Raw genomic sequence first — 18,267 nt, forward strand, 5'->3', positions numbered from 1 at the left:
AAGCGCGGCGGTCATTTTCTCGTCCGACGCCGGAGCTCGGCGGCGGCTGCCTCATGGCAGTCCTCGAAGGTGACCGCCCCGCCCGTGAGGAGGTGGAACTGGTCAACGGCCTGGCCGGCCAGCAGGTCGAGCCCCGTCAGCACCGTGTGATCGGCGGTGGCGGCGGCGCCCAGCGGCGTGGGCCACGGGTCGTAGACGGCGTCGAAGAGCCACGGCGCGGCATCGGCCCACCCCTGTGCGTGGGGTTGCGTGGCTGCAGCGGGGATGGTGTTGGCCACGAGGTCAGTCTCGGGCAGGTGGAACCCCAGCGGCTGGACGGTGGTGTCGACGCCCAGCGCGATGCCGAGCTCGACGATGCGGGTGGCGCGGGTGGTGTCGCGGGCCAGGATCACCACCCGGGTCAGGTGGAGGCCCGCCAGCGCCACGAGGAGCGAGCGTGCCGTCGCGCCGTTGCCGACGATGGCGGCCGTGCGGGGCGTCGACAGACCACGGGCACGCCAGGCGCGGACGAATCCGGGGACGTCGGTGTTGTGGACGGTGGGGGTGCGCCCCGGTGTTGAGTCCCGCATCACGAGCGTGTTGCCCGCGCCGACCAGTCGCGTGACATGGTCCGGTTCACCGAACGCGACGATGGCCTCCTTGTGGGGGGCCGTGACGCTGAGCCCCGCCCACTCGTCGTCGGCGAGGCAGCCGGAGACGAAGCCCTCCAGGTCATCCGGGGCGACGGTGACAGCGTCGTAGCGCCAGTCGAGTCCGAGGCGTCTGTAGCCGTCGCGGTGGATGGCCGGGGACAGCGAGTGTTCGGCCGGATCACCGATGAGTGCGCAGCGCATCACTCAGCTGCACCGGCCGGTGTTCGCCTGGCACCACGCCTGGAACTTGGCCACGTTGACAGCATGCTCTGCGGCGGTATTGGCGAAGGCGGTCTCCCCCGTGTCGAGGTTGACGGTGGTGAAGAACAACGCGGTGATGTCGGCGGGCTGCAGCGCGGCCTCGAGTGCGGCCTTGCCCGGGTTGCTGATGGCGCCGGGCGGCAGGCCCTTGTAGAGGTAGGTGTTGTACGGCGAGTCTGTGGCGCGATCCGCGGCCGTCGTGGTGACCCTGTCGAAGACGCCGATGGCGAAGTGGACGGTGGAGTCGAACTGCAGCGGCATGTCCGCCCTGAGGCGGTTGTAGATGACGGCCGCCACCTTGGGCCTGTCCTCGGCCCTGGCAGCTTCACGTTCGATGATGGAGGCCACCGTCACGATGTTGAAGGGGTCGACGCCGAGGGCCTGGGCGCCACCCACGAGGTTGATGTCGGCGGCCACTTTGTTGAACTGGGCGGACTGGGAGCGGAAGATGCGGGCCGGGTCAACCGGTTCACCGACACGATAGGTGTCCGGGAACATGAAGCCCTCGAGCTTGCCGCGCGACCAGTCCGGCAGCCCGAGGTCGGCGCCGTTGATGGCAGCCGCCAGTTCCTGGCGGGTGATCTTCTGGCCCTGCTTCACCAGCTGTTCCTCGATGAGCGTCCACTGCTGCCCGAGGATCTTCCCCTCGGGGATGGTGATCTCGATGAGCACCAGGTTGTTGGGGTCGAGCAACATGTCCAGAGCGGTCTTGGCGGGGAGCTCGGTGAGCAACCTGTACCTGCCTGCCTGGAGCTTGGCTGAATCAGGGTTCTTGTTCGCCACCTTGCGGAAGGTGCCGGTGGACTTGATGACGCCCTCCTCGGTGAGGATGTCGCCGATCTGGGTGATGGAGGCGCCGTTGGGCACCACCACCTCCACCTTCTTGACCCCGTCGCCGATGTAGTCATCCTCGGTGCGGAACGCCGTCCAGGCCTCGTCCGCCTTCTGGTAGACAAACAGTCCGCCACCCACGAGGACGGCGATCGAGAGAAGCACCGCGAACGCGCTGCGCGCGTGGTAGCCGATCTTCTGCCAGTTGAACTTGCCGTCGTTGTCGACGAATGCTGGGCTCACGATGCCTCTCCTTCTCCGACGGGCTCACCGGCGAGCGACGAGGTGCGCGCCTCCCACTCGATGGCCCGCTGCAGGATCTCCACTGCGGCCGCCTGGTCAATCATGCGTCGTTGCTGCTTGGCGCGGTGTCCCGCCCCGGACAGGCTACGCGAAGCCGACGCCGTGCTCATGCGCTCATCGATGAGTCTCACGGGCAGCGGCGACACGAGGGCGGCGAGCGCCTCGGCCTTGTCCATCACGAACTTCGCGGCCTGCTGCCGCTCCCCCGACAGGGTCAGCGGGAGCCCGACGTAGATGGCCCCCGGCTCGTACTCTGCCGCAAGGGCGGCGATGCGCTGGAGTTCCTGCGCCCCCGCCTGCACCGTCTCCACGGGGTAGGACAACGTGGTACCTGCATTGCACGCGGCCACCCCGATCCGGACCTTGCCCCAGTCGACGCCCATCCGGCCCCCGGCCGGGGCGTCAGCCACGATGGGCCAGCTCCGACTCGATGGCCGCCAGCGCCTGGCCTGCGGCCTCCGGCTTCGTGCCGCCGCCCTGGGCCATGTCGTCGCGGCCTCCACCCTTGCCGCCCAGGGCGGCGCAGGCCTTGGCGATGAGCGCGCCCGCCTTCAGGCCCAACCCCCGGGCAGCGTCGTTGGTGGCCACGAGGGCTGCGGCCCTGCCGTCGGCGCCACCAATGAGCGCGACGACAGCAGCCTCGGTCCCGAGCCGGTCCCGCAGATCCGTGGCCAGGGTGCGCAGGTCGCCACCTGAGACCCCAGGGAGCTCCACGCCGAGGTACCTGACCCCCGCGATGTCGCGGACCTGGCTGGTCAACTGGCCAGCGTTGGCGCGCAGTTGCGCGGCATTGAGGGCGGCGATCTGCTTCTCGGCGTCCTTGAGCTGGTGGATGAGCTTCTCCACGCGAGGGACGACCTGGTCGGGTTGCACCCGCAGTGTCTCGGTGAGCGTGTTCACGAGCGCGCGCTCGGCGGCGAACTGCCGGAACGCGTCCCGTGCCACCAGCGCCTCGACACGGCGCACGCCGGAGCCGATGGACTGCTCGCCCACGAGGTTGATGACCCCGATCTGGCTGGTGTTGGGCACGTGCGTGCCGCCGCAGAGTTCCCGCGACCACGCGCCGGCGAGCTCCACCATCCGCACGATCGGTGGGTACTTCTCCCCGAACATGGCCATGGCCCCCATGGCGGTGGCGTCCTCCAGCTTCATCGACGCGGATGTGACCTCGAAGGAGTCACGGATGGCGTCGTTGGCGCGCTGCTCCACTTCCTGGCGAAGCGCCGGGGACATGCCGGTGGGCGAGGAGTAGTCGAAGCGCATGTAGCCGGGCTTGTTGTAGGACCCGGCCTGTGTGGCGCTGGGGCCGACGAGCTCGCGCAGCGCGGCGTGGATGATGTGGGTGGCGGTGTGCGCCTGGCACGATCCGCGTCGCGCCTCTGCGTCGACGACGGCGCGGGCGTGTGCGCCCGAGATCAGCTCCCCCAGAACCCGGACGCGGTGCACGGCAAGTCCGGGGACGGGGCGCTGGACGTCGAGGACTTCCAGGGAGTACCCGTCGCCCGTGATCATCCCGTGGTCGGCGTCCTGGCCGCCCGCCTCCGCGTAGAAGGGGGTCTCCGCCAGCACCACCTCGACGACGTCACCGTCGCCCGCGCGGTCGGTGACGACGCCGTCGGCGATGATGCCTGCCACGTGTGTCTCGATGTCCAGGTCGGTGTAGCCGAGGAACGGGACCTCACCGGTGTCACGGATCTGGCGGTACGCCTCGGTGCTGGCGGCGCCGCCCTTCTTCGACTTCGCGTCGGCGCGCGCACGCTCCTTCTGCTCCGTCATGAGTGCGTTGAACCTGTCCCGGTCCACGGCAAGGCCCTGCTCGGCGGCCATTTCCATGGTGAGGTCAATGGGGAAGCCGTAGGTGTCGTGCAGTTGGAACGCCTGCTCCGCAGGCAACGAGGTCTCCCCCGCCTGCTTCGCACGGGTGGCGGCAGTGTCGAGGATGACGGTGCCCGAGGCCAGGGTGCGGCGGAAGGACTCCTCCTCGGTGGCCGACACCGAAACGATCCGGTCCCAGGCACCATCGATGTCCGGGTAGGAGCCGCGCATCGCGTCGCGGCTGATGGGCAGCAGCTCTCCGAGGACCCGGTCACCCACACCCAGCAGCCGCATGGCGCGGATACTGCGGCGCATGAGCCGGCGCAGCACGTAGCCGCGGGCCTCGTTGCCGGGGGTGACACCGTCGGTCATGAGCATCAGGGAGCTGCGGATGTGGTCGGCCACCACCCGGAAGCGGACGTCGTCGGCCGGGTCGGCGCCGTAGCGACGGCCGGACAACTCACAGGCGCGCTGGATGACGGGGAAGACCTCGTCGATCTCGTACATGTTGTTGACGCCCTGCAGCAGCAGCGCCGTGCGCTCCAGCCCACAGCCCGTGTCGATGTTGCGGGTGGCCAGCGGGCGGGCGACGTCGAAGTCGTCCTTGGCGCGCACCGCGGAGAGTTCCTGGGTCTGGAACACGAGGTTCCAGATCTCCAGGAAACGGTCCTCGTCGACCTCGGGGCCGCCGTCCGGCCCGAAGGCCGGGCCGCGGTCGATGTAGATCTCCGAGCAGGGGCCGCCTGGGCCGGGAACGCCCATGTGCCAGTAGTTGTCCTTCAGCCCGCGCTCCTGAATGTGGGCGCGCGGGATGCCCACCTTCTGCCACAGGTCGATGGTCTCGGTGTCACCGTGGAGAGCCGTCACCCAGACCTTGTCGGCGTCGAAACCCCAGTTGCCGTCGGCGACGCTGCCCGTGACCAGTTCGAAGGCGTAGGCGATGGCCTCTTCCTTGAAGTAGTCACCGAAGGAGAAGTTGCCGTTCATCTGGAAGAAGGTGCCGTGCCGGGTGGTGACTCCCACCTCGTCGATGTCGAGGGTCCGAACGCATTTCTGCACCGAGACGGCCCGTGCGAAGGGTGCCTTCTCCTCCCCGAGGAAGTACGGCTTGAACGGCACCATGCCGGCGTTCACGAACAGGAGCGTGGGGTCGTTGTACAACAGCGAGCTGCTGGGGACCACCGTGTGGTCGTTGCGCTCGAAGAAGTTGATGAACCGGCTCCGGATGTCGGAGGTCTTCATGCTGGGGTATCCCTAGGGTTGTGTCAGACGATGTCGAGTTCGCGACGCAACTCGGCCTCGCGCGCCTGGCTGGCTGTCTTGAACGTGGCGTAGAAGTCGCCGAAACCGGCGGCGGCCTCGTTGCCACGTCGCTCGACCTGTTCGGCAATGCCCTGTGGTGTCAGGCGACGCACCAGGGCGCGCCCCCTCGTGATGACGAAGACGGCAAGTCCGGCACCCAGCAGCATCCAGAAGATCTTCTTCACTTCTTCCTGCGACCCTTCAGCGCGCTCCGCACGCCATAGGTGAAGGCGGCCGTCTTGACCATGGGTCCACCCAGCGTCGCCGCGAACAGCTGCGACATCTGCGCCGCGTTCTCGCTGACCACCGTTGCGTGGCCCGAAACCTTCGAGACGTCCTCCGTGACGAGGCTGATCTTGGCGATCTCGTCGTTGGTGGCTTCGACGGTGCCCTTCAACTCCTGCAGGATCGGCACCGAGTTGTGCCCGATGTCGCGCACCGCAAGTCGTAGTTCTTCCAGCACGCGCCCCAGCTTGAGCAGTGGCACGGCGCAGAAGGCCACGAGAACACACAGGGCGATAGCGGCCAGCATTCCGGCCATCTGTCCAATGGTCATACGGGGTCCCCAACTCTCATGATTGATTCGGCGCAACTCTAGCTGACGGGGGACCTCCGCTCACCTGCTTCGCCGCCCAGGCCAGTCGCTCGCCGACCGCGGCTTCCGCTCCGTGGTCTGTCGGCTTGTAATAGCGGGCACCGCGGAGGTCCGCGGGGAGGTAGTCCTGCGCGACCAGCCCGTGTGGATGGTCATGGGGGTAGCGGTACCCCTTGCCGTGGCCCAGCGTTTCCGCCCCGGCGTAGTGGGCGTCGCGCAGGTGGCTGGGGACGTCGCCGCCCTTGCCCGCCCGCACATCAGCAATGGCGGCATCCATGGCGAGGTAGGCGGCGTTGGACTTGGGGGCCGACGCCGCAGCCACCGTGGCGTGGGCCAGGGTGAGACGGGCCTCCGGCATGCCCAGCAACTGGACGGCCTGGGCCGCGGCCACGCAGGTCTGCAGCACACCGGAGGCGGCCATGCCGATGTCTTCGGAGGCTGAGATCATGAGCCGTCTCGCGATGAAGCGCGGGTCCTCCCCCGCCTCCAGCATCCGCGCCAGGTAGTGCAGCGAGGCATCGACGTCGGAGCCCCGGATGGATTTGATGAAGGCGCTGATGATGTCGTAGTGCTGGTCGCCCTGCCTGTCGTAGCGCACGGTGGCACGGTCCACGGCCTGGGACAGCACCTCCGGGGTGACCTCTGCAAGCTCCAGCGCCACCGCGCCGGCGGCGGCCTCCTCGAGGAACGTCAGCGCGCGGCGGGCGTCGCCCTGGGCCATCCTGACAAGGTCGGATCGGGCGGCGTCGGTGAGTCCCACGGCACCGCCCAGCCCGCGCTCGTCGAGGACGGCGCGGTCGATGAGGGCGCCGATGTCTCGCTCTGTGAGCGGCTTGAGTCGCAGCAGCAGTGAGCGGGACAGCAGCGGCGAGATCACCGAGAACGACGGATTCTCGGTGGTGGCCGCGATCAGCGTGACGATCCGGTTCTCCACCGCCGGCAGCAGGACGTCCTGCTGGGTCTTGCTGAATCGGTGGACCTCGTCGATGAACAGCACCGTGGAGGTTCCACGCTCCAGCTCACGTCGCGCCTTGTCCAGTTCGGTGCGCAGTTCCTTCACACCCGCCGTGACGGCGGAAATCTCCACGAACCGGGCGCCTGATGCTCGGGAAACGATGGACGCGAGCGTTGTCTTGCCCACCCCCGGTGGACCCCACAGGAACACGCTCATGGGCTGACCGGACACCAGCCGCCGCAGCGGAGCCCCGGGTGCCAGGAGATGCTGCTGACCGACGATCTCCTCCAGCGTTCGCGGTCGCATCCGGACCGGAAGCGGCGCCCCGTCGACGCGGGCGTCCCCCAGCGACCCCACCGGTCGCGCCGGCTGCGGATCAGGGTTCCCGAACAGGTCGTAGCTCACGCTGACCCACTCTAGCCATGGGGGGAGCGCCGGTCAGCACGTCAGGCCTGCAGGCCCCAGGCCTGTGCCACGAGTTCCAGCGAGCGCGACCGCACCGCCGGGTCGTGGGCGTAGGTGACGGTGACGAGTTCGTCGGCGTCCGTCAGGTCCACGAGCGACTCCAGCTGGCTCACGACCCTGTCCGGTGAACCGATGGCGCTGACCTGCAGCATGTGCTCCATCATGGCCAGTTCCTGCTCGGTGGCCTCGACCTCGCCGGGCGGGAGCAGGGCTTCGCGGCCGCCGCTGCGACGCAGGGACATGAACATCCGCTGCACCGTGCTGAACTGGTGGTGGGCTTCGGCGTCATCCTCGGCGGCCAGCACGTTGACGCCCACCATGACCCTCGGCTCCTCGATCTGGGCGGTGGGGGCGTCCGGGTTGAACCTCTCGCGGTACAACTCGATGGCCGGCAAGAGGGCGTCAGGTGCAAAGTGTGAGGCGAACGCGTACGGCAGGCCGAGGTGGGCGGCGATCTGTGCGCCCGAGGTGGAGGACCCGAGTATCCACATGGGCACCTGCGTCCCCGCTGCCACCCCTGCACGCAGACCGGAGGAAGCCACACCCGAAGTGGTCCAGTCATACAGGTCCGTGACGTTGGCCACGAACGCATTCGGCGATCCGTCCGAGCGCGCCAGCGCACGCGCCGTTATCTGGTCCGTGCCGGGGGCACGTCCGAGACCCAACTCCACGCGACCGGGGAACATGGCGGCCAGCGTGCCGTAGTCCTCCGCCACCATGAGCGGCGCGTGGTTGGGCAGCATCACGCCCCCAGAACCGACGATGATCCGCGTGGTCCGGGCAGCTGCGCGCCCCACGATGACCGCCGTGGAGGACGAGGCAACGGCTGCCGTGTTGTGGTGCTCGGCGAACCAGACACGGCTGTAGCCCACACGTTCAGCCACTTCGACGGAGTGCATGGAGGCCTCGATGGCCTCTCCGATTGATTGACCGGACGACACGGAGACGAGGTCGAGGATCGAGAGGGGGACGTGGGGCGCGATGGGGTTGGAAGTCATGGACTCCATGTAACCACGCCCGGAAAATGGCGTAGGGTATGACAGTTGCACCGGTGCCGCTCCCTTGATGGGGCGGTTTTTTCATTCCCCACACCTCTTACTGGAGACAGATGCCCGCCCAACTCGGCGACCGTTTCAGCCCCCGCCGCCGCTTGGCGTTCATCATCACGCTCGGACTTCTGACGGGGCTCGGTCCTTTCACCATCGACCTGTACCTGCCGGCGTTCCCGGCGCTGAAGGCCGACCTGCTCATCAGCGACGCCCAGGTGCAGATCACTCTGTCGGCCACGACGCTGGGCTTCGCCCTCGGACAGTTGCTCGTCGGACCGCTCAGCGACCGTCTGGGCCGCAAGCGCCCGCTGCTGGCCATGAGCGCCCTGCACGTGGTGGCCTCGGTACTGGTGGCCATCTCACCCAACGTCGAGTTCCTGACCGGCATGCGCGCGTTGCAGGGGATCGGTGCGGCGGGCGGCGCAGTCGTGGCCATGGCCATGGCGCGGGACCTCTTCGACGGCCGCCGGCTGGTGGTCATGCTCTCCCGGCTCGCCCTCATCAACGGGATGGCCCCCATCATCGCGCCACTCGTGGGGTCGTGGATGGTCAGTTTCGTGTCCTGGCGTGGGGTGTTCTGGGCGCTGGCGCTCTACGGCTCGACGATTGTCGCTCTCGTGTGGTTGTTGATCGTGGAGACGCGACCACCCTCGGAGCGCACCACCGGCGGATTCTCGGTGATGGTGGCCGCCTACAGGAGAGTCCTCAACGACCGCATCTTCGTGGGCGCCTGGCTGACGGCGGCCGCCGCCTTCGCGGGCCTGTTCTCCTACGTGTCCACGTCCTCGGTGCTCTTGCAGGAGGTGTTCGGCCTCTCTCCCCGCGGCTTCGGTGCGGTGTTCGCGATCTGCTCCGTGGGGGTCTTCGTGGGCGTCCAGGTGGGCAGCCGCCTGTCCCACCGGATCGGGCCGCACCGCGTCCTCGCACTCGGTACCGCCGGGATGGTTCTGGCCTCCGCGGCCCTGCTGATTGTCAACGCCGCCTCTGACTCCTACATCCCGCTCATCCCCACCATGTTCGCCTTCACCCTGTCGTTCGGGGCCTGCGCGCCCAACGCGCAGGTGCTGGGGCTGCAGCACCACCGCACGGACTCCGGCGTGGCCGCCTCACTCATGGGTGCGCTGAACATGACCGCCGCTGCCATCGTCGGGCCACTCATCGGGCTCGCGACCCTGACGAGTGCCGCCCCCATGGGCATCGCCATGTTGGCGTGCTCCGGCCTGGCGGTCGTCTTCCTGTGGACCATCATCCGTCCCATGCGGTTGCAGGTCCGGCTGGACTGAGCAGGACGGCCCCGTCTGCGATAGAACGTCACTGTGGACACACCGACGCCCCGCATCCGGCCCGAGCTCCTGCTGCTCGTGTCGATCGCATCGGTGCAGCTGGGGTCCTCGTTCGCCAAACAACTGTTCGAACTGGCCCCGCCGTGGATCGTGGTGTGGCTGCGCATCCTGAGCAGCGGTGTGGTGCTGAGCGTCGTCGCGCCACCACGACTGTCCGGCCGCACCCGGCTCGAATGGCGTCGGGTGCTCGTCTATGCGCTCAGCCTCACCCTCATGAACGTCTCCTTCGTGATGGCCATCAGCCGCATCCCCATCGGTGTTGCCGTGACATTCGAGTTCATCGGACCGCTGGCGGTGGCCGTGGCAGGGTCGCGGAAGGCCCGGGAATACCTGTGGGCGGGGCTGGCCGCGGTCGGTGTGGCGCTGCTGGGGTTCGCCCCGGGTGCTTTGGACGTCACGGGTGTACTCCTCGCACTGCTGGCAGGAGCCTTCTGGGCGGCATACATCGTCGCGGCCGGGCCGGCGGCGGAGCACTGGTCGGGGGTCACGGCCGTCACCATCTCGTCCTGGGTGGGCGCCGTCCTGCTGCTTCCCGTGGTGCTCGCCACCCTGTCATCGGGCACCACGCAGTGGGCCATGCAGCCGAGGGTGTGGCTGTGGGGCCTGGCACTGGGGTTGTTGGGGTCCGTGATCCCCTACGCCCTGGAGTTGCGTGCCCTGCGCACCATGGATAGGGGGGTGTTCGGCATCATGATGAGCCTGGAGCCGGGGGCTGCGGCGCTGCTGGCGTGGCTCGTTCTGGGCGAGGACCTGAGGCCTGTGGAGGTGGCGGCCATGGTGTGCGTGGTGGCGGCAAGCATGGGGGCGCTGCGCGGATCCCGCGCAGCGCCCGATGCCTCTCTGAAGCCGTGACGGGTCAGGGGACCTCGGTGGCCGCTGCGGACTCGGCCGGTGCAGGCTTGGTGTCCTTGTCGACGGGCTTGCTGTCCACTCCCGCCTCCTTGCGCTGCTGCGCCGTGATGGGCGCGGGCGCCTGGGTGAGCGGGTCGTAGCCGCCGCCCGACTTCGGGAACGCGATGACGTCGCGGATGGACTCCGCACCCGTCAGCAGTGCCACGATGCGGTCCCAGCCGAATGCGATGCCACCGTGCGGCGGGGCACCGAAGGCGAAGGCGTCCAGCAGGAAGCCGAACTTCTCCTGGGCCTCCTCCGCGCCGATGCCCATGACACGGAACACGCGCTCCTGGATGTCGCGGCGGTGGATACGGATGGAGCCGCCGCCGATCTCGTTGCCGTTGCAGACGATGTCGTAGGCGTAGGCCAGGGCACTGCCGGGATCCGTGTCGAACGTGTCGATGCAGTCCGGCTTGGGTGAGGTGAACGCGTGGTGCACGGCCGTCCAGGCGGAGTCGCCCAGTGCAACGTCGCCCTCGCTGAGCGCCTCGTTGGTGGGCTTGAACAGGGGTGCATCCACCACCCACAGGAAGCTCCACGCCGACTCGTCGATGAGTCCACAGCGACGGCCGATCTCCGCGCGGGCGGCGCCCAGCAGGTTCTGCGACGCGGTGCGTGCACCGGCCGCGAAGAAGATGCAGTCGCCGGGCGTGGCGCCGGTGCGCTGCGGAAGGGCGGCCAGTTCGGCCTCGGAGAGGTTCTTCGCGACGGGACCACCCAGGGTGCCGTCCTGCGCCACCGTGACGTAGGCCAGGCCCTTGGCGCCACGCTGCTTCGCCCATTCCTGCCACGCGTCAAACGTGCGACGCGGCTGAGATCCACCTCCGGGCATGACCACGGCACCCACGTAGGGGGCCTTGAACACGCGGAACGCCGTGTCGGCGAACAGGTCGGTCAGCTCGGAGAGCTCCAGGTCGAACCGCAGGTCCGGCTTGTCGGAGCCGTAGCGGTTCATGGAGTCGGCGAACGTGAGGCGGGGGAACGGCGTGGCCAGCTCATGGCCCTTCAACGCCCACACCTGGCTGAGCACGGCCTCGGCCAGCTCGATGATGTCGTCCTGGTCCACGAAGCTCATTTCAACGTCGAGCTGGGTGAACTCCGGCTGCCGGTCCGCGCGAAAGTCCTCATCGCGGTAGCAGCGGGCGATCTGGTAGTACCGCTCCATGCCGGCCACCATGAGCAACTGCTTGAACAGCTGCGGCGACTGCGGCAGGGCGTACCAGGAGCCGGGTGAGAGACGGGCCGGTACGAGGAAGTCGCGAGCACCCTCGGGGGTGGATCGGGTCAGCGTCGGGGTCTCGATCTCGATGAAGTCCCGGGAGTCCAGCACCGCGCGGGCGGCGCGGTTGACGGCGGAGCGCAGGCGCAGTGCCTCGGCCGGGGCGGGGCGACGCAGGTCCAGGTAGCGGTACTTCAGGCGGGCCTCCTCGCCGACCCCGCTGCGTTCGTCGATCTGGAACGGCAGCGGCGCGGAGGTGTTGAGCACCACGAGCTCGGAGATGGCCACCTCGATCTCCCCGGTGGCGAGATCAGGGTTGGCGTTGCCGGCGGGGCGGGTCTCGACGACGCCGGTCACCTGGATGCAGAACTCGTTGCGCAGGTCGTGGGCGCCGGACGAGTCCAGCACCTCGTCGCGGATGACCACCTGGGCCACGCCGGAGGCGTCACGCAGGTCGATGAAGGCCACACCGCCGTGGTCGCGGCGCTTGGCCACCCAGCCGGTGAGCACGACAGTCTGACCGGCGTGGCTCGCGCGCAGGTCTCCGGCCTTGTGGGTGCGAAGCATGTGGATGTTTCCCTTCCTTGACAACGGATTCTTGAGTGGGACGAGCGGGTGCGTCACCAGGCCGCGGTGATACCGGGGCGCAGGTCACCGACCGGCGGCTCCCAGGTGCCGGGGTCGGCCTCCTGCTGCTCGCCGGTGCGGATGTCCTTGACGGAGTCCCCGAACCAGACGAACGGGATGCCACGGCGATCAGCGTGGCGGATCTGCTTGCCGTACTTGTCGGCCTTGGGTGCCACCTCGCAGGCGATGCCTCGGGCCCGGAGTTGGCGCGCCACGTCATCGGCGGCCGGCCGTGTGTCCTCGGCGTCCACCGCCACGAGGACGCAGCTGGGCACGGACCGGGTGGCGCCCAGGTGTCCCCGACCCACGAGTGGCGCGAGGATGCGCGTGACGCCGATGGTGAGGCCGACGCCGGGGTAGGTGTTCTTCCCGTCGCTGGCCAGAGCGTCGTAGCGGCCACCGCCGGAGACGCTGCCGATGGACTCGAAGCCCACCAGTTCCGTCTCGTAGACGGTGCCGGTGTAGTAGTCGAGGCCGCGCGCTATGCGCAGGTCGGCTGCGATGCGGCCGGGGAACTGGGCGGAGACCGCCGACAGGACGCTGGAGACCTCGGCGATGCCCTCCTCCAGCAGGGGATTCCGGACGCCAAGTGCCGTCACCTCGTCGACGAAGGACAGGTCGGTGCTGTGGATGCGGGCCAATGCCAGCGCCGCCCGCACCTGGGCGTCGTCCATGCCCAGCTGGTCGCGCAGCAACGCCGAGACGCCGTCCGGACCGATCTTGTCCAGCTTGTCCACGCGCTGCAGCACCGCTGCCGGGTCATCGATCCCGAGGCCGGCGTAGAACCCCTGCGCCAGCTTGCGGTTGCCGAGCCGCATCAGGACCGGCGGCAGCCCGAGGTCGCGGTGCATTCGCTCGAACGCCTCCAGTGCCACGAGGGGCAGTTCGGCGTCGTGGTGCAGCGCGAGGGTGCCGGATCCGACGATGTCGAGGTCGGCCTGGGTGAACTCTCGGTAACGGCCCTCCTGTGGACGCTCGCCACGCCAGGACTTCTGCACCTGGTAGCGGCGGAACGGGAAGTGCAGGTGCCCCGAGTTCTCGAGGACGTAGCGCGCGAACGGCACGGTCAGGTCAAAGTGCAGCGCCAGTTCGTCCACGTCGGAGGACTCCGCGTGCAGCCTGCGGACGACGTAGATCTCCTTGTCGATCTCTCCCTTGCGGGTCAGCTGCTCCAGCCGTTCGACGGCGCGCGTCTCGACCGAGGCCAGGCCGTGCAGCTCTGCTGTGGAGGAGATGATGTCAAGGACCCGTTGTTCGACCATGCGGCCGGCGGGCAGGAACTCGGGAAAGCCGGAAATTGGCTTGGGGCGTGCCATCGGAGTCTTGGTGTTCCTCACATCTCGTGGTGCAGGTAGCTGTCGTGCAGGTAGCTGTTGCTGAGCCGTTCCGCGGCCAGCGTGGTGTCTGGGCCGTGGCCCGGGAGCAGCGGGACATCCTCGGGGAAACTGGAGCGGATCCGTCGCAGCGTCTCGCGCATCTCGGACATGTTACCGCCCGGCAGATCGGTTCGCCCGATCGTGCCTGCGAACACCACGTCGCCAGTGAACACGACGCTGCTGCCGCCGTCGCTGACCTCCAGCAGTGTGGAGCCCTGGGTGTGCCCCGGCGCCCGGTGGGGGCGCACGCGCAGACCGGCCACCTCGAACGGCTCGACGAGCGGCCGCAGATCGGCTGGTAGGGGCAGTGCGTCGGCGCCGAGGAACTCCTCGATGATGCCGACGAAGGAGGTCCCCAGCCCCAGGGACGGGCGCTGCAGCATGGGCTGGTCCGCCTCGGCGCAGTAGACGGGCACGCCCCACCGCGCTGCCACGGCATGCGCGTCGCCCGCGTGGTCGATGTGGCCGTGGGTGAGGACCACGGCCGCCGGCTGCCACCGGCGACCCTCCAGCGCGTGCGTGATGACGTCGAGGGACGCGATCCCGGGGTCGACGACGAGGCACGCTGTGGGTTGCGCGGAGTCGCCGCTACCGGCGGCCACAAGGTAGCAATTGGCCTGCCATGGTGAGACAGGATGGGCCTCGATGAGCATTGCGCCACCCTATCCGGCTAGATTGGGCGCATGAGCGATATGCAAGCGCCCTCTGACTTCGGTCGCGTCGACGAGGACGGCACCGTCTGGGTCCGCACTGCCGATGGTGAACGCAACGTGGGACAGGTACCGGACGCAACACCCGACGAGGCCATGGCCTTCTACACCCGCAGATACGAGAATCTGGCGGCCGAGATCGGCCTGCTGGAATCACGGGTGAACGCCCAGGCCATGTCGCCCGAGGAGGCACGCAAGGCCATCAACGGATCCAGGGCATCGGTGGAGCAGGCCAACGCGGTCGGCGACCTCGCAGCCCTCATCGAGCGCCTCGGCAAGATCGAAGAATTGCTGCCCGCGCAGATCGAGGCCCGCAAGCAGGTGCGCGCCGAACAGAACGCCGTCACCATCGCTGCGAAGCAGGCCATGGTGGACGAGGCCGAGAAGCTTTCCACCGGCAACGACTGGCGCGGAGGTGTGGATCGATTCCGCACCCTGCTGGAGGAGTGGAAGGCGCTGCCGCGAATCGACCGCACCACCGACAACGACCTGTGGCACCGGTTCTCCTCGGCGCGCACTGCCTACACCCGCCGCCGCAAGTCCCACTTCTCCGAGCTGAACAGCCGCCGCGACGAGGTGAAGTCCGCCAAGGAGCAGATCATCGCCGAGGCGGAGCCGTTGGCCACGTCCACCGACTGGGGTCCCACCTCGGGCGCTTTCCGCGACCTGATGGCACGCTGGAAGGCCGCCGGTAGCGCCCGTCGCTCCGATGACGACGCCCTGTGGGCGCGGTTCAGAGCCCTGCAGGACCAGTTCTTCGACTCCCGCACCACCGCGCAGAGCGCCATGGACGGCGAGCAGTCGGAGAACCTGGCCGCCAAGACAGCGCTCGTGGACCAGGTGGAGAAGGACCTGGCCGACGTGAGGGACGTGGAGAAGGCCAAGAGCATTCACCGCGAATTCCTGTCCAAGTTCAACGAGTTGGGCCACGTCCCGCGGACCGCAATGCGCGACCTCGACTCACGTGTCCGCTCGCTCGGCGACAAGGTCTCCTCCATGGAGGCCGACGAGTGGCGACGCACCGACCCCGAGGCACGCAAGCGTGCCGAGGACACGGTGGCGCTCTTCCAGGCACAGGTGGACAAACTCAACCGGGACGTGGCCGACGCCGAGAGCAAGGGCGACGCCCGCAAGGCCCGCGACGCCACCAAGTCGCTGGAGACCTACAACGCGTGGCTCGACCAGGCCAGGGAAACCCTCAAGGACTTCCAGCAGGCCTGAGCAGCTTGGCGAGGACAGCCGCCTGACTGTGCTCGACGTCCTTCGTGGCCGTCAGCAGGGTCAGGCGCTTGCCGCGGACGCATGCCCGCAGCTCGTGCAGCGCCCTCTGACCGGCGGGAGTCTCCAGTTCACGGCGGTAGCGCCGGGAGAACTCGTCGAACTTTTCCGGGTCGTGCCCGTACCACTGCCGCAGCTCCGTCGAGGGCGCGACGTCCTTGTTCCAGTGGTCGAACAGAACGTCCTCCTTCTTCATTCCGCGTGGCCAGAGGCGGTCGACGAGCACGCGGGTGCCGTCGTTGTGAGTGGCCTGATCCTGGATCCGACGGACCCACACGCTCTGCTCCATGGCCCCTCCGGGGATCAGTAGTTGGCGCGGAACACGTCGTAGACGCCCGGTACCCGGCGGACCTGGCTCAACACGTGCGCCAGATGGGTGGGGTCGGGCGATTCGAAGGTGATACGGCCCACGAATTGCCGGTTCTTGTTGGTCGAGATGGAGGCGGACAGGATGTCCACGTGCTGCTCGGAGAAGGCGGCGCTGACGTCGGAGAGCATGCGCGCCCTGTCGATGCCCTCCACCTGGATGGTGACGAGGTAGCTGCCACTCGTGGAGCCCGCCCACGACACGTTGACGAGTCGCTCCGACTGCTCGCGCAGGGACGGGGCGTTCGTGCAGTCGGTCCGGTGGACCGACACGCCGTCGCCGCGGGTGATGAAGCCAAGGATGTCATCGCCCGGCAGCGGCGAGCAGCACTTGGCGAGTTTCACCAGCAGGGTGGGGTCACCGTCCACGAGGACGGCGACGTCAGCTTTGGCGGTGGCCCGTTGGCGCTGCCTGACCACCGTGTCCTCGGTGACGGTGTCGACGGTCTCGTCCTCGCCGCCGTGGAGATCGATGAGGTGCTGCACCACGGCCTGGGCGCCGATGTGGTTCTCGCCGATGGCCATGTACAGGCTGGGCACGTCCTTCGTGCGCACCGCGTTCGCGACGGCCGTCAGGTTCTCCAACGTCAGGAGACGCTGCATGGGAAGGCCCGTGCGTCGCAACTGCTTGGCGAGCATGTCCTTGCCCAGGTCGATGGCCTCATCACGCCGTTCCCGCGTGAAGTGCTGCCGGATCTTCTGCTTCGCACGGCTGGAGGCGACGAAGCCCAGCCAGTCGCGGCTGGGGCCGGCGTTGGGGCTCTTCGACGTGAGCACCTCCACCTTGTCGCCCTGCTGCAACTTGGTGGACAGCGCGACGAGGCGGCCGTTGACGCGGGCCCCGATGCACCGGAACCCCACCTCGGTGTGGACCGCGAACGCGAAGTCCACAGGGGTCGCACCCACGGGCAGGGCCATCACCTCGCCCTTGGGGGTGAAGACGTAGATCTCGTCCTGGTTGATCTCGAACAGCACGGAGTCAAGGAACTCGCCGGGATCCTGGGTCTCCTTGCTCATCACACCCAACTGGTGCATGGCGCGCAGGCCCGCCTCCTCCGGCGTGACGCCCTCGCGGAGGTTCTCCTTGTACTTCCAGTGCGCAGCAACACCGTATTCGGCGCGACGGTGCATCTCGTGCGTGCGAATCTGGAATTCAACGGGCTCGTTGCTGGCACCGAGGACCGTGGTGTGCAGCGACTGGTACAGGTTGAACTTCGGGTTGGCGATGTAGTCCTTGAAACGCCCGGGGATGGGCTTCCAGGCGCTGTGCGCCACCCCGAGGACGGCGTAGCAGTCCTTCACGTCGTCGACGAGGACGCGCAGGCCGATGAGGTCGAAGATGTCGGAGAAGTCGCGTCCGCGCACCATCATCTTCTGGTAGATCGAGTAGTAGTGCTTCGGCCGCCCGTAGATGGTCGCCTTGATCTTGTTCTCGGTCATCAGCGCCTGGAACTCGCTGATGAGTTCCCGCAGGTAGCGTTCCCGGCCAGGGGCCTGGGTGCCGACCATCTCGACGATCTCCCGGTACACCTTCGGCTCGATGGCGGCGAAGGACAGATCCTCGAGTTCCCACTTGATGGTGTTCATGCCCAGGCGGTGCGCCAGGGGGGCGAAGATGTTGAGCGTCTCGGTGGCGATCCGAACCTGCTTCTCCTGGCGGAGGAACCCCAGGGTGCGCATGTTGTGCAGGCGGTCCGCGAGCTTGATGACGAGGACGCGCACCTCCTCGCTGGTGGCCATGATCATCTTGCGGATGGTCTCGGCCTTGGCGGTCTCCCCGTAGGTGACCTTGTCCAGCTTCGTCACGCCGTCCACCATGTGCGCGACTTCGTCGGAGAAGTCGGCCCGCAACTGCTCCATGGAGTAGTCAGTGTCCTCGACGGTGTCGTGCAGAAGGGCGGCAACGATGACGGGCTCGGTCATGCCGAGCTCCGCCAGGATGGTGGCCACGGCCAGCGGGTGCGTGATGTAGGGGTCGCCGGACTTGCGCTTCTGGCCGTCGTGGTACTTCTCGGCGGTGCGGTAGGCGCGCTCTATGAGGTCGAGGTCGGCCTTGGGGTGGTTGCTGCGGACGATCTTGAACAGCGGGTCCAGTACCGCCACCTTGGTGCGGACGGCACCGAGGCGCGCAAGCCTGTGGCGCATGCGCAGGCGCGGCTGTTCGGGCCCCGTGGAAACGCGCTGGAACACGCCATGCTCGGGTTGATGCTCGACGGGCAACTCCGCCATCAGGCACCCCCTCCTGG

General features: G+C 68.1%; 16 protein-coding genes. 3 read left to right on the forward strand and 13 right to left on the reverse strand.

The window, feature by feature from the left end; all coding sequences use genetic code 11:
- Positions 1 to 11: 11 nt before the first annotated feature.
- Genes EAX62_RS11455 through EAX62_RS11490 form a run of 8 tightly spaced genes read right to left on the reverse strand, consistent with a single transcriptional unit; the run spans position 12 to position 8,157 of the window.
- Complete coding sequence (locus EAX62_RS11455) at positions 12 to 833, reverse strand: shikimate dehydrogenase family protein (protein ID WP_158600656.1); 822 nt, start codon at positions 831 to 833, stop codon at positions 12 to 14.
- Positions 834 to 836: 3 nt separating this feature from the next.
- Complete coding sequence (gene mltG, locus EAX62_RS11460) at positions 837 to 1,967, reverse strand: endolytic transglycosylase MltG (RefSeq protein WP_158600657.1); 1,131 nt, start codon at positions 1,965 to 1,967, stop codon at positions 837 to 839.
- The gene (ruvX, locus tag EAX62_RS11465; protein ID WP_233557916.1) at positions 1,964 to 2,437 is read right to left on the reverse strand and encodes a Holliday junction resolvase RuvX; all 474 of its coding nucleotides are present in this window, start codon (positions 2,435 to 2,437) and stop codon (positions 1,964 to 1,966) included. The genes mltG and ruvX overlap by 4 nt, the downstream gene beginning before the upstream one ends.
- Positions 2,430 to 5,084, reverse strand: a complete 2,655-nt coding sequence (alaS, locus tag EAX62_RS11470; protein WP_121901864.1) for an alanine--tRNA ligase — start codon at positions 5,082 to 5,084, stop codon at positions 2,430 to 2,432. The genes ruvX and alaS overlap by 8 nt, the downstream gene beginning before the upstream one ends.
- Positions 5,085 to 5,107: 23 nt before the next feature.
- Entirely contained in the window at positions 5,108 to 5,329 is a 222-nt protein-coding gene (locus tag EAX62_RS11475) for a hypothetical protein (RefSeq protein ID WP_121901865.1), read from the reverse strand.
- On the reverse strand, positions 5,326 to 5,700 hold the full coding sequence (locus EAX62_RS11480; RefSeq protein WP_121901866.1) for a DUF948 domain-containing protein: 375 nt from the start codon (positions 5,698 to 5,700) through the stop codon (positions 5,326 to 5,328). Before EAX62_RS11480 ends, EAX62_RS11475 begins: the two co-directional genes overlap by 4 nt.
- A gap of 16 nt (positions 5,701 to 5,716) precedes the next feature.
- A complete protein-coding gene (locus EAX62_RS11485; protein WP_121901867.1) occupies positions 5,717 to 7,099 on the reverse strand; it encodes a replication-associated recombination protein A in 1,383 nt (460 codons plus the stop codon).
- A gap of 41 nt (positions 7,100 to 7,140) precedes the next feature.
- Complete coding sequence (locus EAX62_RS11490) at positions 7,141 to 8,157, reverse strand: LLM class flavin-dependent oxidoreductase (protein WP_121901868.1); 1,017 nt, start codon at positions 8,155 to 8,157, stop codon at positions 7,141 to 7,143.
- Between the two features lie 110 nt (positions 8,158 to 8,267).
- Here EAX62_RS11490 and EAX62_RS11495 point away from each other — a divergent pair, with 110 nt between their 5' ends.
- Positions 8,268 to 9,491 (forward strand): multidrug effflux MFS transporter, encoded by a 1,224-nt coding sequence (locus EAX62_RS11495; RefSeq protein WP_121901869.1) that lies wholly within the window; start codon positions 8,268 to 8,270, stop codon positions 9,489 to 9,491.
- Between the two features lie 33 nt (positions 9,492 to 9,524).
- On the forward strand, positions 9,525 to 10,403 hold the full coding sequence (locus EAX62_RS11500; protein ID WP_121901870.1) for an EamA family transporter: 879 nt from the start codon (positions 9,525 to 9,527) through the stop codon (positions 10,401 to 10,403).
- Between the two features lie 4 nt (positions 10,404 to 10,407).
- Here the strand turns inward: EAX62_RS11500 and aspS are convergent, their stop codons facing one another.
- The 3 genes from aspS to EAX62_RS11515 are packed head-to-tail and all read right to left on the reverse strand — an operon-like array spanning position 10,408 to position 14,320.
- The gene (aspS, locus tag EAX62_RS11505; RefSeq protein WP_121901871.1) at positions 10,408 to 12,231 is read right to left on the reverse strand and encodes an aspartate--tRNA ligase; all 1,824 of its coding nucleotides are present in this window, start codon (positions 12,229 to 12,231) and stop codon (positions 10,408 to 10,410) included.
- Between the two features lie 53 nt (positions 12,232 to 12,284).
- Positions 12,285 to 13,607: a histidine--tRNA ligase gene (gene hisS, locus EAX62_RS11510; RefSeq protein WP_121901872.1), complete on the reverse strand. Its 1,323-nt coding sequence runs from the start codon at positions 13,605 to 13,607 to the stop codon at positions 12,285 to 12,287.
- Between the two features lie 17 nt (positions 13,608 to 13,624).
- Complete coding sequence (locus EAX62_RS11515; RefSeq protein WP_121901873.1) at positions 13,625 to 14,320, reverse strand: MBL fold metallo-hydrolase; 696 nt, start codon at positions 14,318 to 14,320, stop codon at positions 13,625 to 13,627.
- A 30-nt stretch (positions 14,321 to 14,350) separates the two neighbouring features.
- Between EAX62_RS11515 and EAX62_RS11520 the strand changes: the two genes are divergently transcribed.
- The gene (locus EAX62_RS11520; protein ID WP_121901874.1) at positions 14,351 to 15,598 is read left to right on the forward strand and encodes a DUF349 domain-containing protein; all 1,248 of its coding nucleotides are present in this window, start codon (positions 14,351 to 14,353) and stop codon (positions 15,596 to 15,598) included.
- Here the strand turns inward: EAX62_RS11520 and EAX62_RS11525 are convergent.
- Both EAX62_RS11525 and EAX62_RS11530 read right to left on the reverse strand, forming a co-directional pair.
- Complete coding sequence (locus tag EAX62_RS11525; protein WP_121901875.1) at positions 15,576 to 15,944, reverse strand: DUF488 domain-containing protein; 369 nt, start codon at positions 15,942 to 15,944, stop codon at positions 15,576 to 15,578. The two genes, EAX62_RS11520 and EAX62_RS11525, sit on opposite strands and share 23 nt — an antisense overlap.
- Positions 15,945 to 15,958: 14 nt before the next feature.
- Positions 15,959 to 18,250, reverse strand: coding sequence for a RelA/SpoT family protein (locus EAX62_RS11530; protein WP_121901876.1), 2,292 nt, complete (start codon positions 18,248 to 18,250; stop codon positions 15,959 to 15,961).
- Between the last annotated feature and the right edge of the window lie 17 nt (positions 18,251 to 18,267).

The sequence above is a fragment of the Tessaracoccus antarcticus genome (genome assembly GCF_003688855.1).
In the GTDB taxonomy this organism is placed as follows: Bacteria; Actinomycetota; Actinomycetes; order Propionibacteriales; family Propionibacteriaceae; genus Arachnia; species Arachnia antarctica.